19 protein-coding genes are annotated in these 16,781 nt (G+C 65.9%); 9 read left to right on the forward strand and 10 right to left on the reverse strand.

The annotated features are described in order from the left end of the window. Window positions 1–21 precede the first annotated feature (21 nt). The 4 genes from dnaA to mutM form a co-directional block, all read right to left on the reverse strand. Window positions 22–1,443 carry a chromosomal replication initiator protein DnaA gene (gene dnaA, locus DKT77_RS17045; RefSeq protein WP_238547976.1) on the reverse strand — a complete coding sequence of 474 codons (1,422 nt, stop codon included), beginning with the start codon at window positions 1,441–1,443 and terminating at the stop codon, window positions 22–24. 584 nt (window positions 1,444–2,027) lie between these two features. Continuing rightward, window positions 2,028–2,291 (reverse strand): 30S ribosomal protein S20, encoded by a 264-nt coding sequence (gene rpsT / locus DKT77_RS17050; RefSeq protein WP_109812879.1) that lies wholly within the window; start codon window positions 2,289–2,291, stop codon window positions 2,028–2,030. Window positions 2,292–2,400: 109 nt separating this feature from the next. Further along, complete coding sequence (locus DKT77_RS17055) at window positions 2,401–3,177, reverse strand: enoyl-CoA hydratase-related protein (RefSeq protein ID WP_109812880.1); 777 nt, start codon at window positions 3,175–3,177, stop codon at window positions 2,401–2,403. 64 nt (window positions 3,178–3,241) lie between these two features. Further along, entirely contained in the window at window positions 3,242–4,105 is an 864-nt protein-coding gene (mutM, locus tag DKT77_RS17060) for a bifunctional DNA-formamidopyrimidine glycosylase/DNA-(apurinic or apyrimidinic site) lyase (protein ID WP_109812881.1), read from the reverse strand. Window positions 4,106–4,199: 94 nt separating this feature from the next. Here mutM and ubiE point away from each other — a divergent pair, with 94 nt between their 5' ends. Together ubiE and ubiB are read left to right on the forward strand one after the other, a co-directional pair. Beyond that, complete coding sequence (ubiE, locus tag DKT77_RS17065; protein WP_109812882.1) at window positions 4,200–4,967, forward strand: bifunctional demethylmenaquinone methyltransferase/2-methoxy-6-polyprenyl-1,4-benzoquinol methylase UbiE; 768 nt, start codon at window positions 4,200–4,202, stop codon at window positions 4,965–4,967. Then, complete coding sequence (gene ubiB / locus DKT77_RS17070) at window positions 4,968–6,503, forward strand: 2-polyprenylphenol 6-hydroxylase (protein ID WP_109812883.1); 1,536 nt, start codon at window positions 4,968–4,970, stop codon at window positions 6,501–6,503. On the opposite strand, the gene DKT77_RS17075 is transcribed toward ubiB, so the two are convergent. From DKT77_RS17075 to DKT77_RS17085, 3 genes are all read right to left on the reverse strand, one after another. Next, on the reverse strand, window positions 6,417–7,394 hold the full coding sequence (locus DKT77_RS17075) for an aminoglycoside phosphotransferase family protein (protein WP_109812884.1): 978 nt from the start codon (window positions 7,392–7,394) through the stop codon (window positions 6,417–6,419). The two genes, ubiB and DKT77_RS17075, sit on opposite strands and share 87 nt — an antisense overlap. A 120-nt stretch (window positions 7,395–7,514) precedes the next feature. Beyond that, on the reverse strand, window positions 7,515–8,174 hold the full coding sequence (locus DKT77_RS17080) for a flagellar hook capping FlgD N-terminal domain-containing protein (RefSeq protein ID WP_238547977.1): 660 nt from the start codon (window positions 8,172–8,174) through the stop codon (window positions 7,515–7,517). A 13-nt stretch (window positions 8,175–8,187) separates the two neighbouring features. Further along, a complete protein-coding gene (locus tag DKT77_RS17085; protein WP_109812886.1) occupies window positions 8,188–9,384 on the reverse strand; it encodes a flagellar hook-length control protein FliK in 1,197 nt (398 codons plus the stop codon). 109 nt (window positions 9,385–9,493) lie between these two features. On the opposite strand from DKT77_RS17085, the gene DKT77_RS17090 reads away from it, so the two are divergent. From DKT77_RS17090 to DKT77_RS17115, 6 genes are all read left to right on the forward strand, one after another. Next, window positions 9,494–9,772 carry a rod-binding protein gene (locus tag DKT77_RS17090; protein WP_109812887.1) on the forward strand — a complete coding sequence of 93 codons (279 nt, stop codon included), beginning with the start codon at window positions 9,494–9,496 and terminating at the stop codon, window positions 9,770–9,772. Further along, a complete protein-coding gene (locus DKT77_RS17095; RefSeq protein WP_109812888.1) occupies window positions 9,769–10,116 on the forward strand; it encodes a hypothetical protein in 348 nt (115 codons plus the stop codon). The genes DKT77_RS17090 and DKT77_RS17095 overlap by 4 nt, the downstream gene beginning before the upstream one ends. A gap of 209 nt (window positions 10,117–10,325) precedes the next feature. Then, a complete protein-coding gene (locus tag DKT77_RS17100; protein WP_109812889.1) occupies window positions 10,326–11,537 on the forward strand; it encodes a flagellin in 1,212 nt (403 codons plus the stop codon). Window positions 11,538–11,632: 95 nt separating this feature from the next. Further along, window positions 11,633–12,010, forward strand: coding sequence for a flagellar biosynthesis regulator FlaF (gene flaF, locus DKT77_RS17105; RefSeq protein WP_109812890.1), 378 nt, complete (start codon window positions 11,633–11,635; stop codon window positions 12,008–12,010). Beyond that, entirely contained in the window at window positions 12,007–12,411 is a 405-nt protein-coding gene (gene flbT, locus DKT77_RS17110) for a flagellar biosynthesis repressor FlbT (protein ID WP_109812891.1), read from the forward strand. The genes flaF and flbT overlap by 4 nt, the downstream gene beginning before the upstream one ends. After that, window positions 12,411–13,250, forward strand: a complete 840-nt coding sequence (locus DKT77_RS17115) for a DUF1217 domain-containing protein (RefSeq protein ID WP_109812892.1) — start codon at window positions 12,411–12,413, stop codon at window positions 13,248–13,250. Before flbT ends, DKT77_RS17115 begins: the two co-directional genes overlap by 1 nt. A 955-nt stretch (window positions 13,251–14,205) precedes the next feature. Here the strand turns inward: DKT77_RS17115 and DKT77_RS17130 are convergent. From DKT77_RS17130 to DKT77_RS17140, 3 genes are all read right to left on the reverse strand, one after another. Then, complete coding sequence (locus DKT77_RS17130) at window positions 14,206–14,532, reverse strand: hypothetical protein (protein ID WP_109812895.1); 327 nt, start codon at window positions 14,530–14,532, stop codon at window positions 14,206–14,208. Window positions 14,533–14,667: 135 nt separating this feature from the next. Further along, window positions 14,668–14,811 (reverse strand): transposase, encoded by a 144-nt coding sequence (locus DKT77_RS21570; protein WP_109812896.1) that lies wholly within the window; start codon window positions 14,809–14,811, stop codon window positions 14,668–14,670. A 30-nt stretch (window positions 14,812–14,841) separates the two neighbouring features. Next, on the reverse strand, window positions 14,842–15,108 hold the full coding sequence (locus tag DKT77_RS17140) for a transposase (RefSeq protein WP_109812897.1): 267 nt from the start codon (window positions 15,106–15,108) through the stop codon (window positions 14,842–14,844). Between the two features lie 195 nt (window positions 15,109–15,303). Here DKT77_RS17140 and DKT77_RS17145 point away from each other — a divergent pair, with 195 nt between their 5' ends. Then, window positions 15,304–16,779 (forward strand): SulP family inorganic anion transporter, encoded by a 1,476-nt coding sequence (locus tag DKT77_RS17145; protein ID WP_109812911.1) that lies wholly within the window; start codon window positions 15,304–15,306, stop codon window positions 16,777–16,779. Window positions 16,780–16,781: the final 2 nt, after the last annotated feature.

Raw genomic sequence — 16,781 nt, forward strand, 5'->3', positions numbered from 1 at the left:
CGGCCCTGTCTTAGCGGGGGATCACGCCTCCAGAAGGCGGCGCAGCATTTCCAGGTCCTCGGCGACCTGGCTGTCGCGGCCGCGCAGGTCCTCTATGCGTTTCACACCGTGCATGATCGTGGTGTGATCGCGGCCCCCGAAGCGGCGCCCGATCTCGGGCAGGGAACGGCTGGTCAGGGTCTTGCTGAGATACATGGCGATCTGCCGGGGCCGGGCGACGTTGCGCACGCGAGTCGGTCCGATCAGTTCGGACAGGCGGATGTTGTAGTGGTCGGACACGCGGCGCTGGATCTCTTCGACGGTGACCTTGCGTTCGGACACGCGCAGCACGTCGGCGAGGCAGTCCTGGGTCATGTCCATAGTGATCTCGCGGCCCACGAGGCTGGCCATCGCGAAGAGCCGCACCAGCGCGCCTTCGAGCACGCGGACGTTGGTCGAGATGCGGTGCGCGAGAAATTCGAGCACGCCGGGCGCGATCGACAGGCCGGGATACTGCGCGGCGTAGAAATCCACCTTCTGTTGCAGGATGCCGAGGCGCAGTTCGTAATCGGTCGGGTGCAGGTCCACGACGAGCCCGCATTGCAGGCGCGACTTGATGCGGTCCTCCATTCCCTCCATCTCGCCGGGGGCGCGGTCGCCCGAGATGATGATCTGTTTTTGCTGATCCACCAGCGCGTTGAAGGTGTGGAAAAACTCGTCTTGCGTGCTGTCCTTGCCGGCGATGAACTGCACGTCGTCCACCATCAGCACGTCCACCGACCGGAAGAGCTGCTTGAAGGTCATCATGTCCCGGTCGCGCAGCGCCTGCACGAAGCGGTACATGAACTGTTCGGCGGACAGGTAGACGATGCGCAGGGACGGATCGCGCGCGCGCATCTGGTGGGCGATGGCGTGCATCAGGTGGGTCTTTCCCAGCCCCACGCCGCCATAGAGGAACAGCGGGTTGAAGGTGACCGGCCCGCCTTCGGACACGCGGCGCGCAGCGGCATGGGCCAGCTCGTTCGGCGGACCGACGACGAAGCGGTCGAAGGTGAAGCGACCGTCCAGCGTGGCGCCGGGCAGTAGATCCGCCTCGTCACTGTCGGCGGCGGCGTGGCCGGTGTCGCGGGGTGCCATCGGGCGGGCCGGGTCGCGGTCATGCGCCGTCGCGGGCGCCGCCACGGGCGCTGAGGCCGATGCCTGCGCGGCGCGGCCGCTGCCGCCGGTGCAGACGTCGAATTCGATGCGCCGCACGGTGGCCCCTGCGGAGTGCAGGTGGCGCAGGATCTGGTCGGAATAGTTGCGGTTGACCCAGTTGCCGATGAAGTTCGTGGGAACCTTGAAATGTGCCACGCCATTTTCGCATGTGGCGAATTCGAGCGGCCGGATCCAGGTCTTGTAATTGTTTTCTCCGACGGAGTGCAGCAATGCGTCCTGCACTTCGCCCCAGATTTCATGCGTCATCGACATGCCACTCTTTTTCGGACCGGTCTTTCCCGGTTTCCTTGCCCCTGTTCCAGCGAGGCACGTCACTTGGGCACGACCAGACACCCCGCTCACGGGATGGCAGACGCCAGGGCCGACCTGTTCGGCCTCAACGCTCGACCGCCGCGACGCTGGCAGGCGCCGCGACTTCGAGTCGGGTCAAAATTCGGACACGGTTCCGGACGGAAAGTTCCACCCAAGCACCCACCGGACACTGCCAAACCCCTCTGGCAAACCGGCCCCATGAAAGCCTGTCATGACCCGCTAACCGGGCCTGTCGCTCTGTTCGACAGGCGTGGCCCGGTGTGGTCCGGATGACTTTCCTATGTCCCCCAAGACGACGTGAATCGCATGGGAACAGTAGCAATCGGCGCTGAGTTCCTGCAATAGAACTTACACATTGACAGAAGCATAAGGTGCTTCCGAATCTGAAATTGTTTAAAAATATATTAAAATCAAATATTTAAAGGGTTAACAGTTGGTTAACGCAAAGCCCGGGAATGGCGCACGAAAACGGGCGCGGAAAACCGCGCCCGGACCCGGATACAAGCTGTGCCTTCGCTTCAGGCGATGGCTTTGACGCGTGCCGAAAGGCGCGACATCTTGCGCGACGCGGTGTTCTTGTGAAGCACACCCTTTGTCACGCCGCGCATCAGTTCGGGCTGTGCGGTGCGCAGAGCGGCAACGGCCGCGTCCTTGTCGCCGCTTGCGATCGCTTCCTCGACCTTGCGCAGGAAGGTCCGGATGCGCGACCGGCGCGCGGAGTTGATGACCTTGCGGCGATCGTTCTGGCGCGCGCGCTTCTTGGATTGGGGCGTATTAGCCATGACGTGTCTTCCCAAGTTTGGGGTGAATTCCGATAAAGACGGCTCTTTACGGTCGACTCGCTGTCAAGTCAACCGGAGCCGCGCACTTTTCGCCGCGCGGCGTGGCACGTCACTTGTCGCGGAACTGCGGGTCGCGTTTTTCAAGGAAAGCGGCCATGCCTTCGGCCTGGTCGGAGGTCGAGAACAGCGACTGGAACATACGCCGTTCATAGAGCAGACCTTCGGACAGCGGCGTTTCGAAGCTGCGGTCCACGGCTTCCTTCACCGCCATCGTGGTCAGGCGCGACTTGTCCGCGATCTTCTCGGCGGCGGCGCGGGCCTCGTCCATCAGCTTCTTGGCCGGTACGACGCGGCTGACCAGTCCTGCGCGCTCTGCCTCGTCGGCCAGCATGAAGCGGCCGGTCAGGTGCATGTCCATCGCCTTTGACTTGCCCACCGCGCGTGTCAGCCGTTGCGTGCCCCCCATCGCGGCGTTGACGCCGAGGTTGATCTCCGGCTGCCCGAACTTGGCGGTTTCTGATGCGATGATGAAATCGCACATCATCGCAAGCTCGCACCCGCCGCCGAGCGCGTAGCCCGACACCGCTGCGATGATCGGCTTGCGGTGGTCGCGGAAGGTGCGCGTGATGCGGCCGAAATGATCGCTGCAGAACACTTCGGTGAAGCTTTTCTCGGCCAGTTCGGAGATGTCCGCCCCCGCAGCGAAGGCCTTTTCCGACCCTGTGATGATCGTGCAGCGCGCCTTGTCGTTAGCTTCGATCCCGGTCAGCGCGTCGCAGAGTTCCGCCATGAGCGCCGAGTTCAGCGCGTTCATCGCTTCGGGACGGTTGAGCTTGATCAGCGCGACGTGGTCTTCAATTTCGACGATCAGCGTCTCGTAGGCCATAAGGTCCAGCCATTTCTGTTGCAGCAGTCTCGGGCTTTAACAGTTTGCCGCCGCGCGGCACAAGTTATCTTTGGCACCGCGGGCAGTAGAAGCTGGATCGGCCCGACTGCACGATCCGTCGCACCGTTCCGGTGCATCCGGGCGTGGTGCAGGCGCCGCCCTCGCGGCCATACACGCGGAAGGCGTGTTGGAAATAACCCAGCTCGCCATCGGCCTGCCGGTAGTCGCGCAGCGATGAGCCGCCCGCGTCTATCGCTTCTGTCAGCACCGCGCGTATCACCGGGACCAGCCCGGCCGCGCGCGCCGCGCCGATCCGACCTGCCTTGCGCGCGGGGGCGATGCCCGCCCGGTAAAGCGCTTCGCAGACATAGATATTTCCCAGCCCGGCCACGACGCGCTGGTCCAGCAGCGCGGCCTTGACGGGGGTGTTGCGCCCCTTCAGCCGCGCAACGAGATAGGGTTCGTCGAAGGCGTTGCCCAGCGGTTCCGGCCCGAGCCCGGCGAGCAGTTTGTGCCTCTCGATCTCGGCTGTTGGCGCCAGGTCCATCGCCCCGAAGCGGCGCGGGTCATTGAAGGTGATCCGCACCCCGCCCGCCATGTCCAGCACCACGTGATCGTGCTTCTGCGGGGTCGGGTGGGCATGGGCGAACACGCCCGGCGCGCTGCGCCGCCCTGCCTGCGAAATGAGCATCCGGCCAGACATGCCGAGGTGTATCAGCAGCGACTCGCCCCCCGACAGGTCGGCGAGGATGTATTTCGACCGCCGACGCAGGCGCAGCACGGTCTGCCCGGTCAGCCGTGCGGCCATGTCGCGCGGCAGCGGCCAGCGCAGGTCGGGGCGGCGCGCCTCGGCCCGTTCGATGCGCACCCCTTCCATCACCGGAGCGAGCCCGCGGCGGACGGTTTCGACCTCGGGAAGTTCTGGCATCGCGGCGCTCCTGCGGCATGGGATTCCCCGGCGGTTCGTTGTATCGGCGGGGCGGCGCCCTATAAGAAAGGGCAGGCAACGGAACGGCAAGACCATGAATGACACCGACCACGGCGCGGACCGCGAGCGCACCACCCATTTCGGCAACCGCGACATCCCGGAGGCCGACAAGGCCGGGCTGGTGCAGGGGGTCTTCAGCAGCGTCGCCTCGCGCTACGACATCATGAACGACGTGATGTCGGTCGGGGTTCACCGGCTGTGGAAGGACGCGATGATGGACTGGCTGGCGCCGCGCCCGGGTCAGCGGCTGCTGGACGTGGCGGGCGGTACCGGTGACATCGCCTTCCGTTTCCTGCGCCGCGCCCCGCGCGCAGAGGCCGTCGTGCTGGACCTGACCGCGCCGATGCTGGAGGCCGGGCGCGCCCGCGCCGAGGCCGAGGCGATGGCCGGCCGGATCGACTGGGTGGTGGGGGACGCCATGGCGCTGCCGTTTCCGGACGCCAGTTTCGACGTCTACACGATTTCCTTCGGGATCCGGAACGTCACCCGGATCGAGGACGCGCTGTCGGAGGCGTACCGCGTGCTGCGGCCAGGCGGGCGGCTGATGGTGCTGGAGTTCAGCCAGATCCCCAACGACGCGCTGCAATGGGCCTATGACCGCTATTCGTTCAACGTGATCCCCAAGATGGGCGAGATGATCGCGAACGACCGTGACAGCTATCAGTACCTGGTTGAATCGATCCGCAAGTTCCCCGACCAGGAAAGCTTCGCCGCGATGATCCGCACGGCGGGCTTCGGGCAGGTGAAGTATCGCAATCTGTCCTTCGGGATCGCGGCGCTGCATTCGGGCTGGAAGCTGTAGGTGCGCGGCCCGCACAACATCTGGCGCCTGGTGCGGACCGGCGCGACCCTGGAGCGGACCGGGGCGATGGGGGCCGTGCTGGACGCCTTCAACGCGCCGCCGCATCTGCGTCTCGTGGCGCGCATCCTAGGCTGGCCGTTCAGCCCCTTGGGCCTCAAGGGCGACCCGGCGGTCCCGCCGGTGACACGGGCGCTGACCGCGCTGGGGCCGGCCTACATTAAGTTCGGGCAGATCCTGTCGACCCGCCCCGACGTCGTCGGGAACGAGCTGGCGCGCCAGCTCAGCGTGCTGCAGGACAAGTTGCCGCCCTTCCCGGTAGCCGAGGCCAAGGCCGAGGTCGCGCGCGAGTTGGGCATCGACGTGGACAGCGTGTTCTCGGAATTCTCAGAACCCGTGGCGGCGGCGTCGATCGCACAGGTCCATGCCGCGCGCATCGCCACCACCAACGAGAAGGTGGCGGTAAAGGTGCTGCGCCCCGGCATCGAGAAGGCCTTCCGCAAGGACATCGACGCGTTCTACCTGACAGCGTCGGTCATCGACATGCTGGCACCATCGGCCCGGCGCTTGAGGCCGCTCGACGTGATCCGGCATTTCGAGGGCGTGGTGATGGGCGAGCTGGACCTGCGGCTTGAATCCGCGTCGGCCGCGGAATTCGCGGCCACCACGGCGAAGGACCCGCAGTTCGGCGTGCCGTCGGTGCACTGGTTCCTGTCGGGTCGACGGGTGATGACGCTGGACTGGATCGACGGGCTGTCGGCCAACGACCTCGTGGCGCTGGATGCCGCCGGCCATGACCGGGCCGAACTGGGCACCCGCGTGCTGCAGCTGTTCCTGAAGCAGGCGCTGCGCGACGGGTTTTTCCATGCCGACATGCATCAGGGCAACCTGAAGATCGCCGCGAATGGCGACCTGATCGCGCTGGATTTCGGGATCATGGGGCGGATCGACGAATACACCCGCCGAGTCTATGCCGAGATCATCTACGGCTTCATCCGCAAGGATTACCGCCGCGTGGCCGAGGTGCATTTCGAGGCGGGCTACGTGCCCGCCGACCGCGACATCGATGAATTCGCGCGCGCGCTGCGCGCGGTGGGCGAGCCGATCTTCGGCATGGATGCCAGCCGGATCTCGATGGCGCGGCTGCTGAGCTATCTGTTCGAGGTGACAGAACGCTTCGGCATGGAGACCAGGACGGAGCTGATCCTGCTGCAGCGGACGATGGTCGTGGTCGAGGGCGTGGCGCGGTCGTTGAACCCGCATATCAACATATGGGATGCGGCCCGCCCGGTGGTCGAGGATTACGTCACCAAGAATGTCGGCCCCCGGGCGGCGGCGCGGGATCTTCTGCGCACCGCGCGGGTGCTGTCGCGGTTTGGTCCGCGGCTGCCCGGGCTGGTGGAACAGGCGCTCAAGCAGCAGGGGCGGCCCGCGCCGCCGCCGCCGCGCCCGTCATGGAAGGCGCGCGGGCTTTGGGCCGGGGCTGGGGCCGTGGTCGCCTTCGGGATTGCCGGGGTACTGGAGCTGTTCGTTCTCTGATCCGGTCAGGGCCCGCAGCGCGGCGCATTCCGCGCGCAGGGCCGGGGCGTAGGCGGTGTCGCCGCGCTCCAGTCGCCACAGGCAGTGGCCGATCATCTCGGCGTGGAAGGCGGCGGCGCGGTGCGCCAGCCGCGCGGATGCCGCCGGATCGCCATAGGCGTGCAGAAAGCTCTCCCGGTCTTCGCGCGACAGGGGCGGCAGGCCGTGGATCACTTGCATCGCGGGAGACAGCGCCAGCGCGAGGTCGCGGCAAGGCTCACCCAGCCGTGCGCATTGCCAGTCGATCAGCGCCGGGCCCGTCGCGGTTCGGATCACGTTGCCCGGCACTGGATCGCCATGCAGGAGCGCCCTTGCTCTGGGGGGCGGCAACATGGCGGCTGCCCTTATGGCCCCGACCAGGTGGTCCGTTCCGGAGGTCGCGGCGAGGTGCCGACAAGCCCTGTCGATCAACGCCGGCACGGGGCCGGCATCGCGCGGAAGGCGACCGGGATGCGGCACGGGCAAGGCATGGAGGCGGGCCAGCAGGCGTGCCAGCGCTGCGTCGGGCGCCGGGCAGGCGCGGCCTGTGAGGTGGCGGTAGATGAGGCAGGCCTCGGGCCCATGGCGGAAGAAGACCAGCGGCGCCGCGCTGATGCGATAGGGCGCGAGGCGCAACATGACCGCGTGTTCGACGTCGGGCCGGATCGGGAACAGCCGCGCGCCTGTCTGCTGGCGGGCAAGTTTGACCACCAACGCCCCTGTTCGGTCCGTCAGGAGGTAGCTGCGCGCGCTGCGCCCGCCCTCCAGCGTCTGCCAGCGCGCGCGTGGCTGCGATCCGGTCGCGGCGGCGACCCGAAACCGCAGGCGTGGTGGCAGCGGTGAGGGCCCCCGCCGGGGAGTTTCGCTGTCCATGAAGTGGCCCCCGGGGTCGGCTTCCGTGCCTCGCAGTTACGGGGCGCGCGCGTCAGGGGCAAGCCCCGCGGCGGATGGGCCGGTGCGGCAGGGGAGCGGGATGTGCGGCCGCCGCGCGTCTCAGCCGTCGCGCAAGGCGGTGATGCTGTCGGCGCTGACCGTAGTGCCGTTGTCGAGCACGATCATCGGCCCGTCGCTGCCGGACTGCACCTCGGTCACGCGGGCGTAGGTGCTGACCGGTCCGGTTTCGGTGCGCCCGCTCGCATTGCGGGTTTCGACGGCCAGCGCATAGGGACCGGCCAGAAGCTGGCCTCCGGTCGGCGATAGGCCATCCCATGCCAGTGGCCCCGGTCCGGTGACCGGCTGGCGATAAAGCTCCTGCCCGCCGGTGTCCGATACGACCAGTTCGGCCGACACGGCGTCGACCGGCAGTTCGTAGTCCACCTGCACCGGCTGCCCGGCGAAGGTGACCGGACCTTCGGTGCGGGCTTGCATCCCGACCCAATCCGCGTGCTGCGCCAGCCCGCCAAGGCTGCCGCCCGCGCCGAGCGAGCGTAGTAGATCGTTGGTCTGGACCTGCTGTTCGACGCCCGAGAAGGTCGCGAGCTGCACCGCGTAGTCTGCCGAATCGATCGGGTTGAGCGGGTCCTGGTTCTGCATCTGCACCGTCAGCATCTTCAGGAATGTGTCGAAATCCGAGGTCAGGGCACTGCTGGACTGTGCCGTCGTGGTGCTCGCGTCCGGCGCAGCGGTGGTCGGGGTCTGTGCGGTGATTTCCATATGCGTTTCCTTTTCAGAGGCGCAGATCGAGGCTGGCGGATGCGGTGGCCGTCCCGCGGGCGGATGCCGCGGGCGCGACGGCATTGGGACCGGGCGCGGGATGTGCTTGTGTGTCGGCGGCGCCGGGAGGCGTGCGGTCCGGGTCGCGGGTGCCGCGGTCCCGCGCCGACTGGCCGAAATCAAATGTCACCTCGGCATAGCCGAGGTCGCGGAAATCCTGCTGAAGCTGGGCGATGTGCCGACGCAGAAGATCTTGCGTCTCGGGTCGCTCCGCTTGGATCGCGACGTGAATCTGGCCGTCCGTGCCCGACAGGCTCAGCCGCACGCGGCCAAGCTCTTCGGGATTGAGCGCCACGTCCACGGTCCCGTCACGGCCCTGCCGTACCGCTTCAACCAGTTGCGGGCCGACCGATCTGGGCATGTCTGTCTTTGCGGCGTCGTGGCGGGCCGGGTCTGCGCGGGCCTGATCCGCCCTGAGCGGGTCGGCTGGTCGCAGCTCCGCATCGTCGGGAACCATGTCCTCCAGCGCCATCTCGCCGCTTGGCGTCTGCGCGGGCGGCTGGATCTGTGGCGCGGGGGCGGGATTCACCGTGCCACAGATCGCGGGTGCGGCGGCCTTCGATTCCGCAGTGGCCGTGTCGCCGCGGCGGAGCGTTTGCGCTTCGGTGGGGCGCCGCGGTGCGTCCTGCGCCGGGACGCCTCCCCCGGCCGTCAGCGCCTGCAGCGCGGGGTCGGGGGTGGCATGGCGCGTCTGCTCGGCACCAGTCTGGGCGGTTCTTGCTGTATCGGCAGTATTGGGGGCGCGGTCGGCGCGCGTGGTCTGCATTTCGGATGGCACGTCCTTCGGCGGGGCGGAACCGGGCGCTGCCGTGGGCGATGGCGCCGCCAGGGCCGGTGCAGCCGACGTAACGGGCGGCGCTGCCGTGTCGTCCGGCACAAACGCTGCTGTTGGCACAACGATCTGCGCCGAACCGGTGCCCCGCGTGCCCGCGTCGGGCTGTGGTGTGCCGGGCAGCGCGGCGCGCGGCAGCACAGCCTCGGTCGATGGTGCGGTCGCGAGAAATGCCAGACCGAAATCAGCGTCTTGCGTTGGTGGCTCGGACCCCGTTTCCGGCGCGTTCGCTTTTACGGCGGCCGGGCCGGCGCCGGACAGCGCGGTGGCGGGGCCTTTGCTCGGCCGGGGTGCGGGCATGATCTGGTCGGGCGTCATCGGCGGCTCTCCGGGATTCTGTGCCGCCACAATCGCGCAACAGCCTTACCGAATGTTTACCGCCGGTCCGCGATGCTGCCCGCGACACCCCAGACCAAGGAGACGTTTCATGCAGCCTGTCACACCCATGCCGCTGTCAGCCCACAGGCCCACGCCACCCGACCCTGATGCGCGGCTTCACGCTGTGGCGCGCAAGCTCGAATCTCAGTTCCTGTCCGAAATGCTACGCCATGCGGGGCTGGGCGCGACCGAAACCGAGTTCTCGGGCGGGATCGGCGAGGAGCAGTTCGGATCGTTCCTGCGGGAACAGCAGGCGGCCGGCATGGTGCGCGCGGGTGGCATCGGCCTTGCCGAATCGATCTATCACGCCCTGAAGGCGCGGCCATGATGTCATGGGCGGACGGTGCCGCGCAGGATCTGTCAGATCTGCTGACACGCGAACGGGCCTGCCTGATCGGCGGCCGGTTCGAAGAGATCGCGGAGCTTGGCCAGCGCAAGGCGGCTCTTCTGGAAAACCTCGCCGCCCGTCCCGGGGAGGCTGCGGCACTCGCAGATCTGCTTGCGCGGGCACGGGCGAACCAGCGACTTGCGGCTGCGGCTGCGGCGGGGCTGCGGGCTGCGATCCGCCGTCTGGGAGAAGTGGAACGGCTCGGCTCCGGCGCGGGGCACTACGATCGGACCGGCAGCCGGGTGCCTGTGGCGGGCGGCCAGCGGGTCTTGCGCCGACTCTGACCGGGAAGCTTGTTTTGGCTAAAATGCAATGTAATCAGGCATGTCCATTAGCGCTCCCTTAGGAACTTGCCTGCTAGCACGAAGAGGCATTCGGAAGGATGGCGCGGGCCAGTTGGGCCACCGCAGATGTCAGAACGGCAAGCATGCCGCGCCGCTGCGCGGTTCATTCACAACGGTGCAAAAGCACCTGAGCACAGGATAGAAAAGACATGTCCAGCATTCTGACGAACTCCAGCGCTATGGTCGCGCTTCAAACGCTCAAGGGCATCAACTCGGGCCTCGAGAAGACGCAGAGCGAGATCGCGACCGGAAAGTCGGTCGCCAACGCCAAGGACAATTCCGCGGTCTGGGCGATTTCCAAGGTGATGGAGTCCGACGTGAGCGGGTTCAAGTCGATCTCGGACAGCCTGTCCCTTGGCGAGTCGACCGTCGCAGTGGCGCAGCAGGCTGCGGAGACGATCACAGATCTGCTGATCCAGGTGAAGGAGAAGGTCACGGCGGCGACTGGCGACAACGTTGACCGGACGAAGCTTAACAGCGATGTGACAGCGCTGAAGGAGCAGATCGCATCGGTTGTCAGCGCCGCTCAGTTCAACGGTCTGAACCTTGTCGACGGCGCTACCGCGAACACCGACGTTCTGTCCTCGCTGGACCGCGACTCCTCCGGGAACGTGACTGCATCCTATATTTCGGTGTCCGGTCAGGACCTGTCCACTGGCGGCTACACGGCTAAGGCTGCATTTACCGGCACCACGGGCGTCGCGGCGGATGATGCCGACGCCTTCGGTTTCTCGCTCGACGGGACCGGCGGTACTGCGGACAGCGGCACGGTCGTGATCGCTGATCCGACCTATGCGGCGGGCGACAAGATCACGATGCGCATCGGCGAAAGCGAAGTCAGCTACACGGTCACGGCCGAGGATGTGGCCGCGACGACCACCGCCGACATCATCGCGGTCGGGCTCAAGAGTGCGATCGAGGCCAGCGGCGAGAACGTCACCGTCGACTACAACAGCGCGGTCGCTGGGACGCTTGTCATCACAAATGCCGGAACCGAGTCCGTTCAGATCGGCGGGCAGTTTACCAACGCCGGTTCGGGCGGCCTTGGTGCGCTGGCCAGCCTCGATGTGAGTTCGCTGGCGAACGCTCAGGCTGCACTGGCGTCGATCGAGACGCTGACCCAGACGGCGATCGATGCGGCAGCGGCCTTCGGCTCGGACGCCAAGCAGATCGAAATCCAGTCGAGCTTCGTGTCGAAACTGACCGACACTCTCAAGACCGGCATCGGGTCCATGGTGGACGCGAACATGGAAGAAGCTTCCGCGCGTCTGCAGGCGCTGCAGGTCCAGCAGCAGCTGGGCATCCAGGCCCTTTCCATCGCGAACCAGGCACCACAGAGCGTGCTGTCGTTGTTCCGGTAAGCGGAAACAAGGCCGGCGGCGCCCTGAAAGGCGCCGCTGGACGCGCCACCACTGGGCCGTGAAACGGCAAGAGCAGGACCAAGGAAGGATAAGCAGTGAGTGTCATCGAGCGGGCCCGAACGGCCTACGATCCCGCAAACCAGGCCGTCAGAAGCCCACGCAGCACGGAATACGAAGCCTTCGCACGGGTGACCCGCAGTCTCAGCCAGGCAGCAAGGGCCTCGGGTGGTGCGACCGCAGACCTTGCTCGCGCTGTGCACGAGAACCGGCGACTTTGGACCGTGCTGGCCGCGGACGTCGCCGACCCGTCCAACGGCCTCGCGCCCGATACGCGGGCGCGCCTGTTCTATCTTGCGGAATTCACGGTGCAGCAGAGCCGCAAGGTGCTTCGCAAAGAGGCTTCGGCCGATATCCTTGTGGAGATCAACACAGCTGTGATGGGAGGGCTGCGCACGTCAGCTGGCCCGGCATGACCGGCCTTGTGCTCAAGCTCGGTCCGGGCGAGAGAATCCTCATCAACGGCGCGGTCATAGAGAACGGCGATCGCCGCAGTCGCCTGAATATTGTGTCGCCAAACGCACACATCCTGCGCCTCAGGGATGCGATCCACCCCGACGAGGTGACATCACCCGTGCGGCGCGTGTGCTACCTCGCTCAACTGGTCCTCTCCGGCGACGCCGACCCCGACGAGGCACGGCGCCAGTTGCTGGTCGGGATCGAGCAACTGAGCCAGGTTTTCACCGATCGCGACAGCCGTCTGTTGCTTGCCGATGCGACGACCGCGGTGGCGGGATCCCAGTTCTATCCCGCGCTGAAGTCGTTGCGGGCACTTATGCCGCGGGAAGACCGGCTGCTAGCCGCCGGATCCGCGTGATGGCTTTTCAACCCACAATGCCGTTCGGCGGGACCGCGGGATGGAGTTTCCTGACCCGGACGATGGAGACGCAGAAGGCCGCGATGCAGGCATCCCCCGTCGTGAAGCGCGACATGGACTATTTTCGCGCAAACATCGCGAAGGTCGGATCGGCCGAGGATCTGGTCAAGGACTACACGCTGCTCAAGGTCGCGTTGGGCGCGTTCGGGCTGCAGGAGGATCTTCCGAACAAGTTCTTTGTCCGCAAAGTTCTTGAGGAAGGTGTGTTCGACCAGACAAGCCTTGCAAACCGGCTGAGCGATCCGCGCTACGGTGCGTTTTCCAAGGCGTTCGGGTTCGGCGGTGCCGGCGTCCCGCGCACCGTTCTTTCGGGCTTCCCCGACGAGATACTCTCGGCCTACAGCGACCAGACCTTCGAGGTTGCGGTCGGCGACACGCAACCCGAGTTGCGGCTTGCGCTGGGACTGGAACGGGAACTGGACCGGGTGCTCAAAGGCGCGACTTCGGCCGACGCCCATTGGTTCGGCGTAATGGGCAGCCCGCCGTTGCGGAATGTCTTCGAAACGGCGTTCGGCCTGCCGGAAAGCTTCGCCGCACTTGATATCGACCAGCAGCTGCGTGTTTTCCGCACGCGCGCCGACGCAATCTTCGGAGCTCCCGAGGTGGCGGATTTCGCGGCTCCCGAGATGCTCGAAGGGCTGCGCGATCGTTTTTTGCTTCTCACTGAACTGGACGGAGGAAGTGCAAACCTGGCGTCGACGCCGGTGCTCGGCCTGCTGTCGGGCGCGGCGGGCAGCATCGGAAGTGCGTCCGTTCTCTCGGCGCTCTACTCGGCTTGATCCGGCGTCGACTTCGACGGCGGCGGCATTCGGCGCCCCGTCCCCGGACGGACAACGCCATTTCAGGTCAGGATCAAGGCAGGCGAGCATGTCGGCCTCACTTTCACCGATGAGAGTGGCGAGCTTCAGGTCTACGTGGGCAGAGCCTGTCAGTCACGTGACGCAGGAGACCCTTGGCTCCCTTCTGATCTGGCTGGGTGAAGGCTTGGGGGATTGAGGCCTCACAACCACGTACTGAACCTTCGGCACGTGAGCGAGCGTATCCATAATCCAACGCAAGCGGGGGTCGTTTAGACCCTTGGGCGATGGGAAGAAGGTCTCACCGGTGGCCCGAGAAGCGGTCAGGCGCTTGCCCGCCCGATGCGGCTTGGACGGACTCGAAGGGCCCAAACGCGCTCTGGAAGAGCAGGAATACGGGTATCAGTCGCGCGAGCAGCACCATGGCAAGCCGTTTCAGGTGCACCTTAGCTGCCTTCAGGACAGCCTGGATGCGCATGTTCTGCAGGCGGCGCTGCACGACGGGGTGAGGTCATGCCAGGTTTTCGCCTCTCCATGATCGTTCCTGAAGCATGATGGCCCCTGAAGCGCAAGCGATGCCGTTCGCTGGGGCGGCGGTCTTCGTCCGAGCGGCGCTCGGCGCCGCCGTCAGGCGGCAGCACATGATAATGCTTCCCAAACACGACGGCCTTGTTCACGGGTCCCCCAAAGAGACAGATGAAAGCGAGGTCACTGTCATGGAAGTCACGGCCCTCGTCGTGAAGAAGCGGCCATGCTTCACGGCGTGTCCAGCTTTAAGCTTCTTGCCGCTCGGGCACTTCAGCGCCTGATTGTTAGCGTGGTACCGGAGCCGTCGCGTCGGCACGGGGTGACAGATCGGCTCAGCTCTTACGGGGAACACGACTTCCATGCTGCGGTTCTCAAGCCCGGGTGGATCTTGGCTTAGGCGTATCCGGCATCAACCGCGACGCTGCGGATATCGGCGCCGATAAGGGTCCGGGACTGCATCGAGGCGGGCGAGAAACGGCTCGCCCTCGTTCACCTCGCCTGTCGTGAAAAAAACGTCCAGGACGACCCCGGCCTGATCTTCGACGACGTAGTGCTGCTTGTAGCCTGGCTCTGGGTGACGGTTCGGACCGTTCGTCCCCATGCTGGCGTTCGGGTCGGTCGGGCAGGCGTTCTTGAATTTATAGCGTGTCTTCGAGTTGCGGGTTTTCCGCTTCGCCGCCTCGTCGGCGTCGGCATAATCTTTCACGGCGGTGAACGCATTGACATGACGCACCAACGTGCTGTCCCATGAAACGCCGACCCGGACCGACGAGGCTAAGACGTGCACGATCTCGTCCCTCGCGATGCCGACGCAGATGCGGGCCCGGACAGTTCGTTGGAAGATGCTGCGGAACCATTCGGCGCCCTGTTGTCAGCGGATGCGCGTCAGCGAGGAGCGGTCCGGCAGCCGGTCATACAGGCCGAAGCGAGCGAACCAGCGGATCGCGAGGTTCACCTGCGCTTCTCGGACCCGTCGACAATCATGGATGATCCCAAATGAAGATCCGGCGAGCATCAGGCCGCGCAGGACTCCGCCCCGGAACGTCTAGGCCTCGGCGGGGCCGATGAAGGGCCTGAGATCCTGACGACCCTCGGTGTTGACAGCCGCTGTCACCACTACGGCGACCGCGGTAATCCTGCCGCCCGGGCGCATCCCCAGATAGGTGCCCTCAAGCCAGAGATAGGGCCTGTCGGCGGTGAGCAGTCGGTGCAGGAAGTCCCGCATCCGTACGTCATTCGCCAGCAAGCCGACCCACTGGATCGTCTTTAAGGGATGCGGTGGATGGGCGTGGCGGGTGGACAACAATGGCATGGCCACGTCCCTGCTCCGCAGTGTCTGGAACCCCGATCACGGCTCTTTCGGCTCGCAACCCCGGGCCTGCACGCGCTGCGGCGCGCGCGTCCTCGCGCACCCGGCGTTTCGCGCCCGACGCCGGGTGGCAATTCGGCGTGATCCCTTCTAAACAGGCGACGAACAGTGATCGGGTGATGCGTGGCGACTGCAAGACTGACCGGACTCCAGGCTGAATGGTTCGGCAATGTGAAGGGCGATCTTCTGGCGGGGCTTGTGGTTGCACTGGCCCTGATCCCTGAGGCCATCGCGTTTTCCATCATCGCCGGCGTGGACCCGAAGGTCGGGCTTTATGCGTCGTTCTCCATCGCGGTGCTGACGGCGATCACCGGCGGACGGCCCGGCATGATCTCGGCCGCGACAGCCGCCACGGCAGTGCTCATGGTCACGCTCGTGCGGGATCACGGGCTCGAATATCTGCTGGCCGCAACGGTGCTTGCAGGGCTGCTGCAAATCGGCGCGGGGATCCTGAAGTTGGGCAACGTGATGCGTTTTGTCTCGCGCTCGGTCATGACCGGCTTCGTGAACGCGCTCGCCATCCTGATCTTCATGGCGCAGTTGCCCGAACTGACCAATGTGGGCTGGCAAACCTATGCCATGGTGGCTGGTGGGCTGGCGATCATCTACGGCGTGCCGCGCTTGACTACGGCGGTGCCGTCGCCGCTGATCACCATCGTCGTTCTGACCGCGCTGGCCGTCGCCTTCGACATGGACGTGCGCACCGTCGGCGACATGGGCGCGCTGCCCGACACGCTGCCGGTCTTCCTGATCCCCGAAATCCCGCTGACGCTGGAAACGCTGCGCATCATCCTGCCGGTCTCGGCCGCGATCGCCGTGGTCGGCCTGCTGGAAAGCCTGATGACGGCCCAGTTGGTCGACGATCTGACAGACACGCCCAGCGACAAGAACCGCGAGTGTGTCGGCCAGGGCATCGCCAACACCGCCACCGGCTTCATCGGCGGCATGGCCGGGTGCGCAATGATCGGCCAGTCGATGATCAACGTGAAATCGGGCGGGCGGGGGCGTCTGTCGTGCTTTGCCGCCGGGGTGTTCCTGCTGATCCTGATCGTTGGGCTGGGCGATTTCGTGGCGATCATCCCCATGCCTGCCCTCGTGGCAATCATGATCATGGTGTCCATCGGCACGTTCTCGTGGTCGTCGGTCAAGGCGCTGCGGGAGCACCCGACCAGTTCGTCCGTCGTGATGCTGGCCACGGTCGCCACAACGGTCGTGAGCCACAATCTCGCCATCGGGGTGCTGACCGGCGTGCTGCTGTCCGGCATCTTCTTCGCGGGCAAGATCGCACAGATCTTCAGGGTCACGTCGACCCTGTCCGACGACGGGCGCGCCCGCACTTATGTGTTCGAGGGACAGCTTTTCTTCGCCTCCGCGCAGGACTTCTCCAATGCCTTCGATTTCGGCGAGGCGCTGGAACGGGTCGTGATCGATGTCAGTCGCGCGCATATCTGGGACATCTCGTCCGTTGCGGCGCTGGACATGGCCGTGCTGAAGTTCCGCCGGGAGGGGGCCGATGTGGAGATCGTTGGCATGAACGAGGCGAGCGAGACCCTTGTCGACAAGCTGGCGCTGCATGACAAGCCCGGTGGGCTCGACAAACTGATGGACCACTGAGA

Source organism: Meridianimarinicoccus roseus, from assembly GCF_003172915.1.
In the GTDB taxonomy this organism is placed as follows: domain Bacteria; phylum Pseudomonadota; class Alphaproteobacteria; order Rhodobacterales; family Rhodobacteraceae; genus Meridianimarinicoccus; species Meridianimarinicoccus roseus.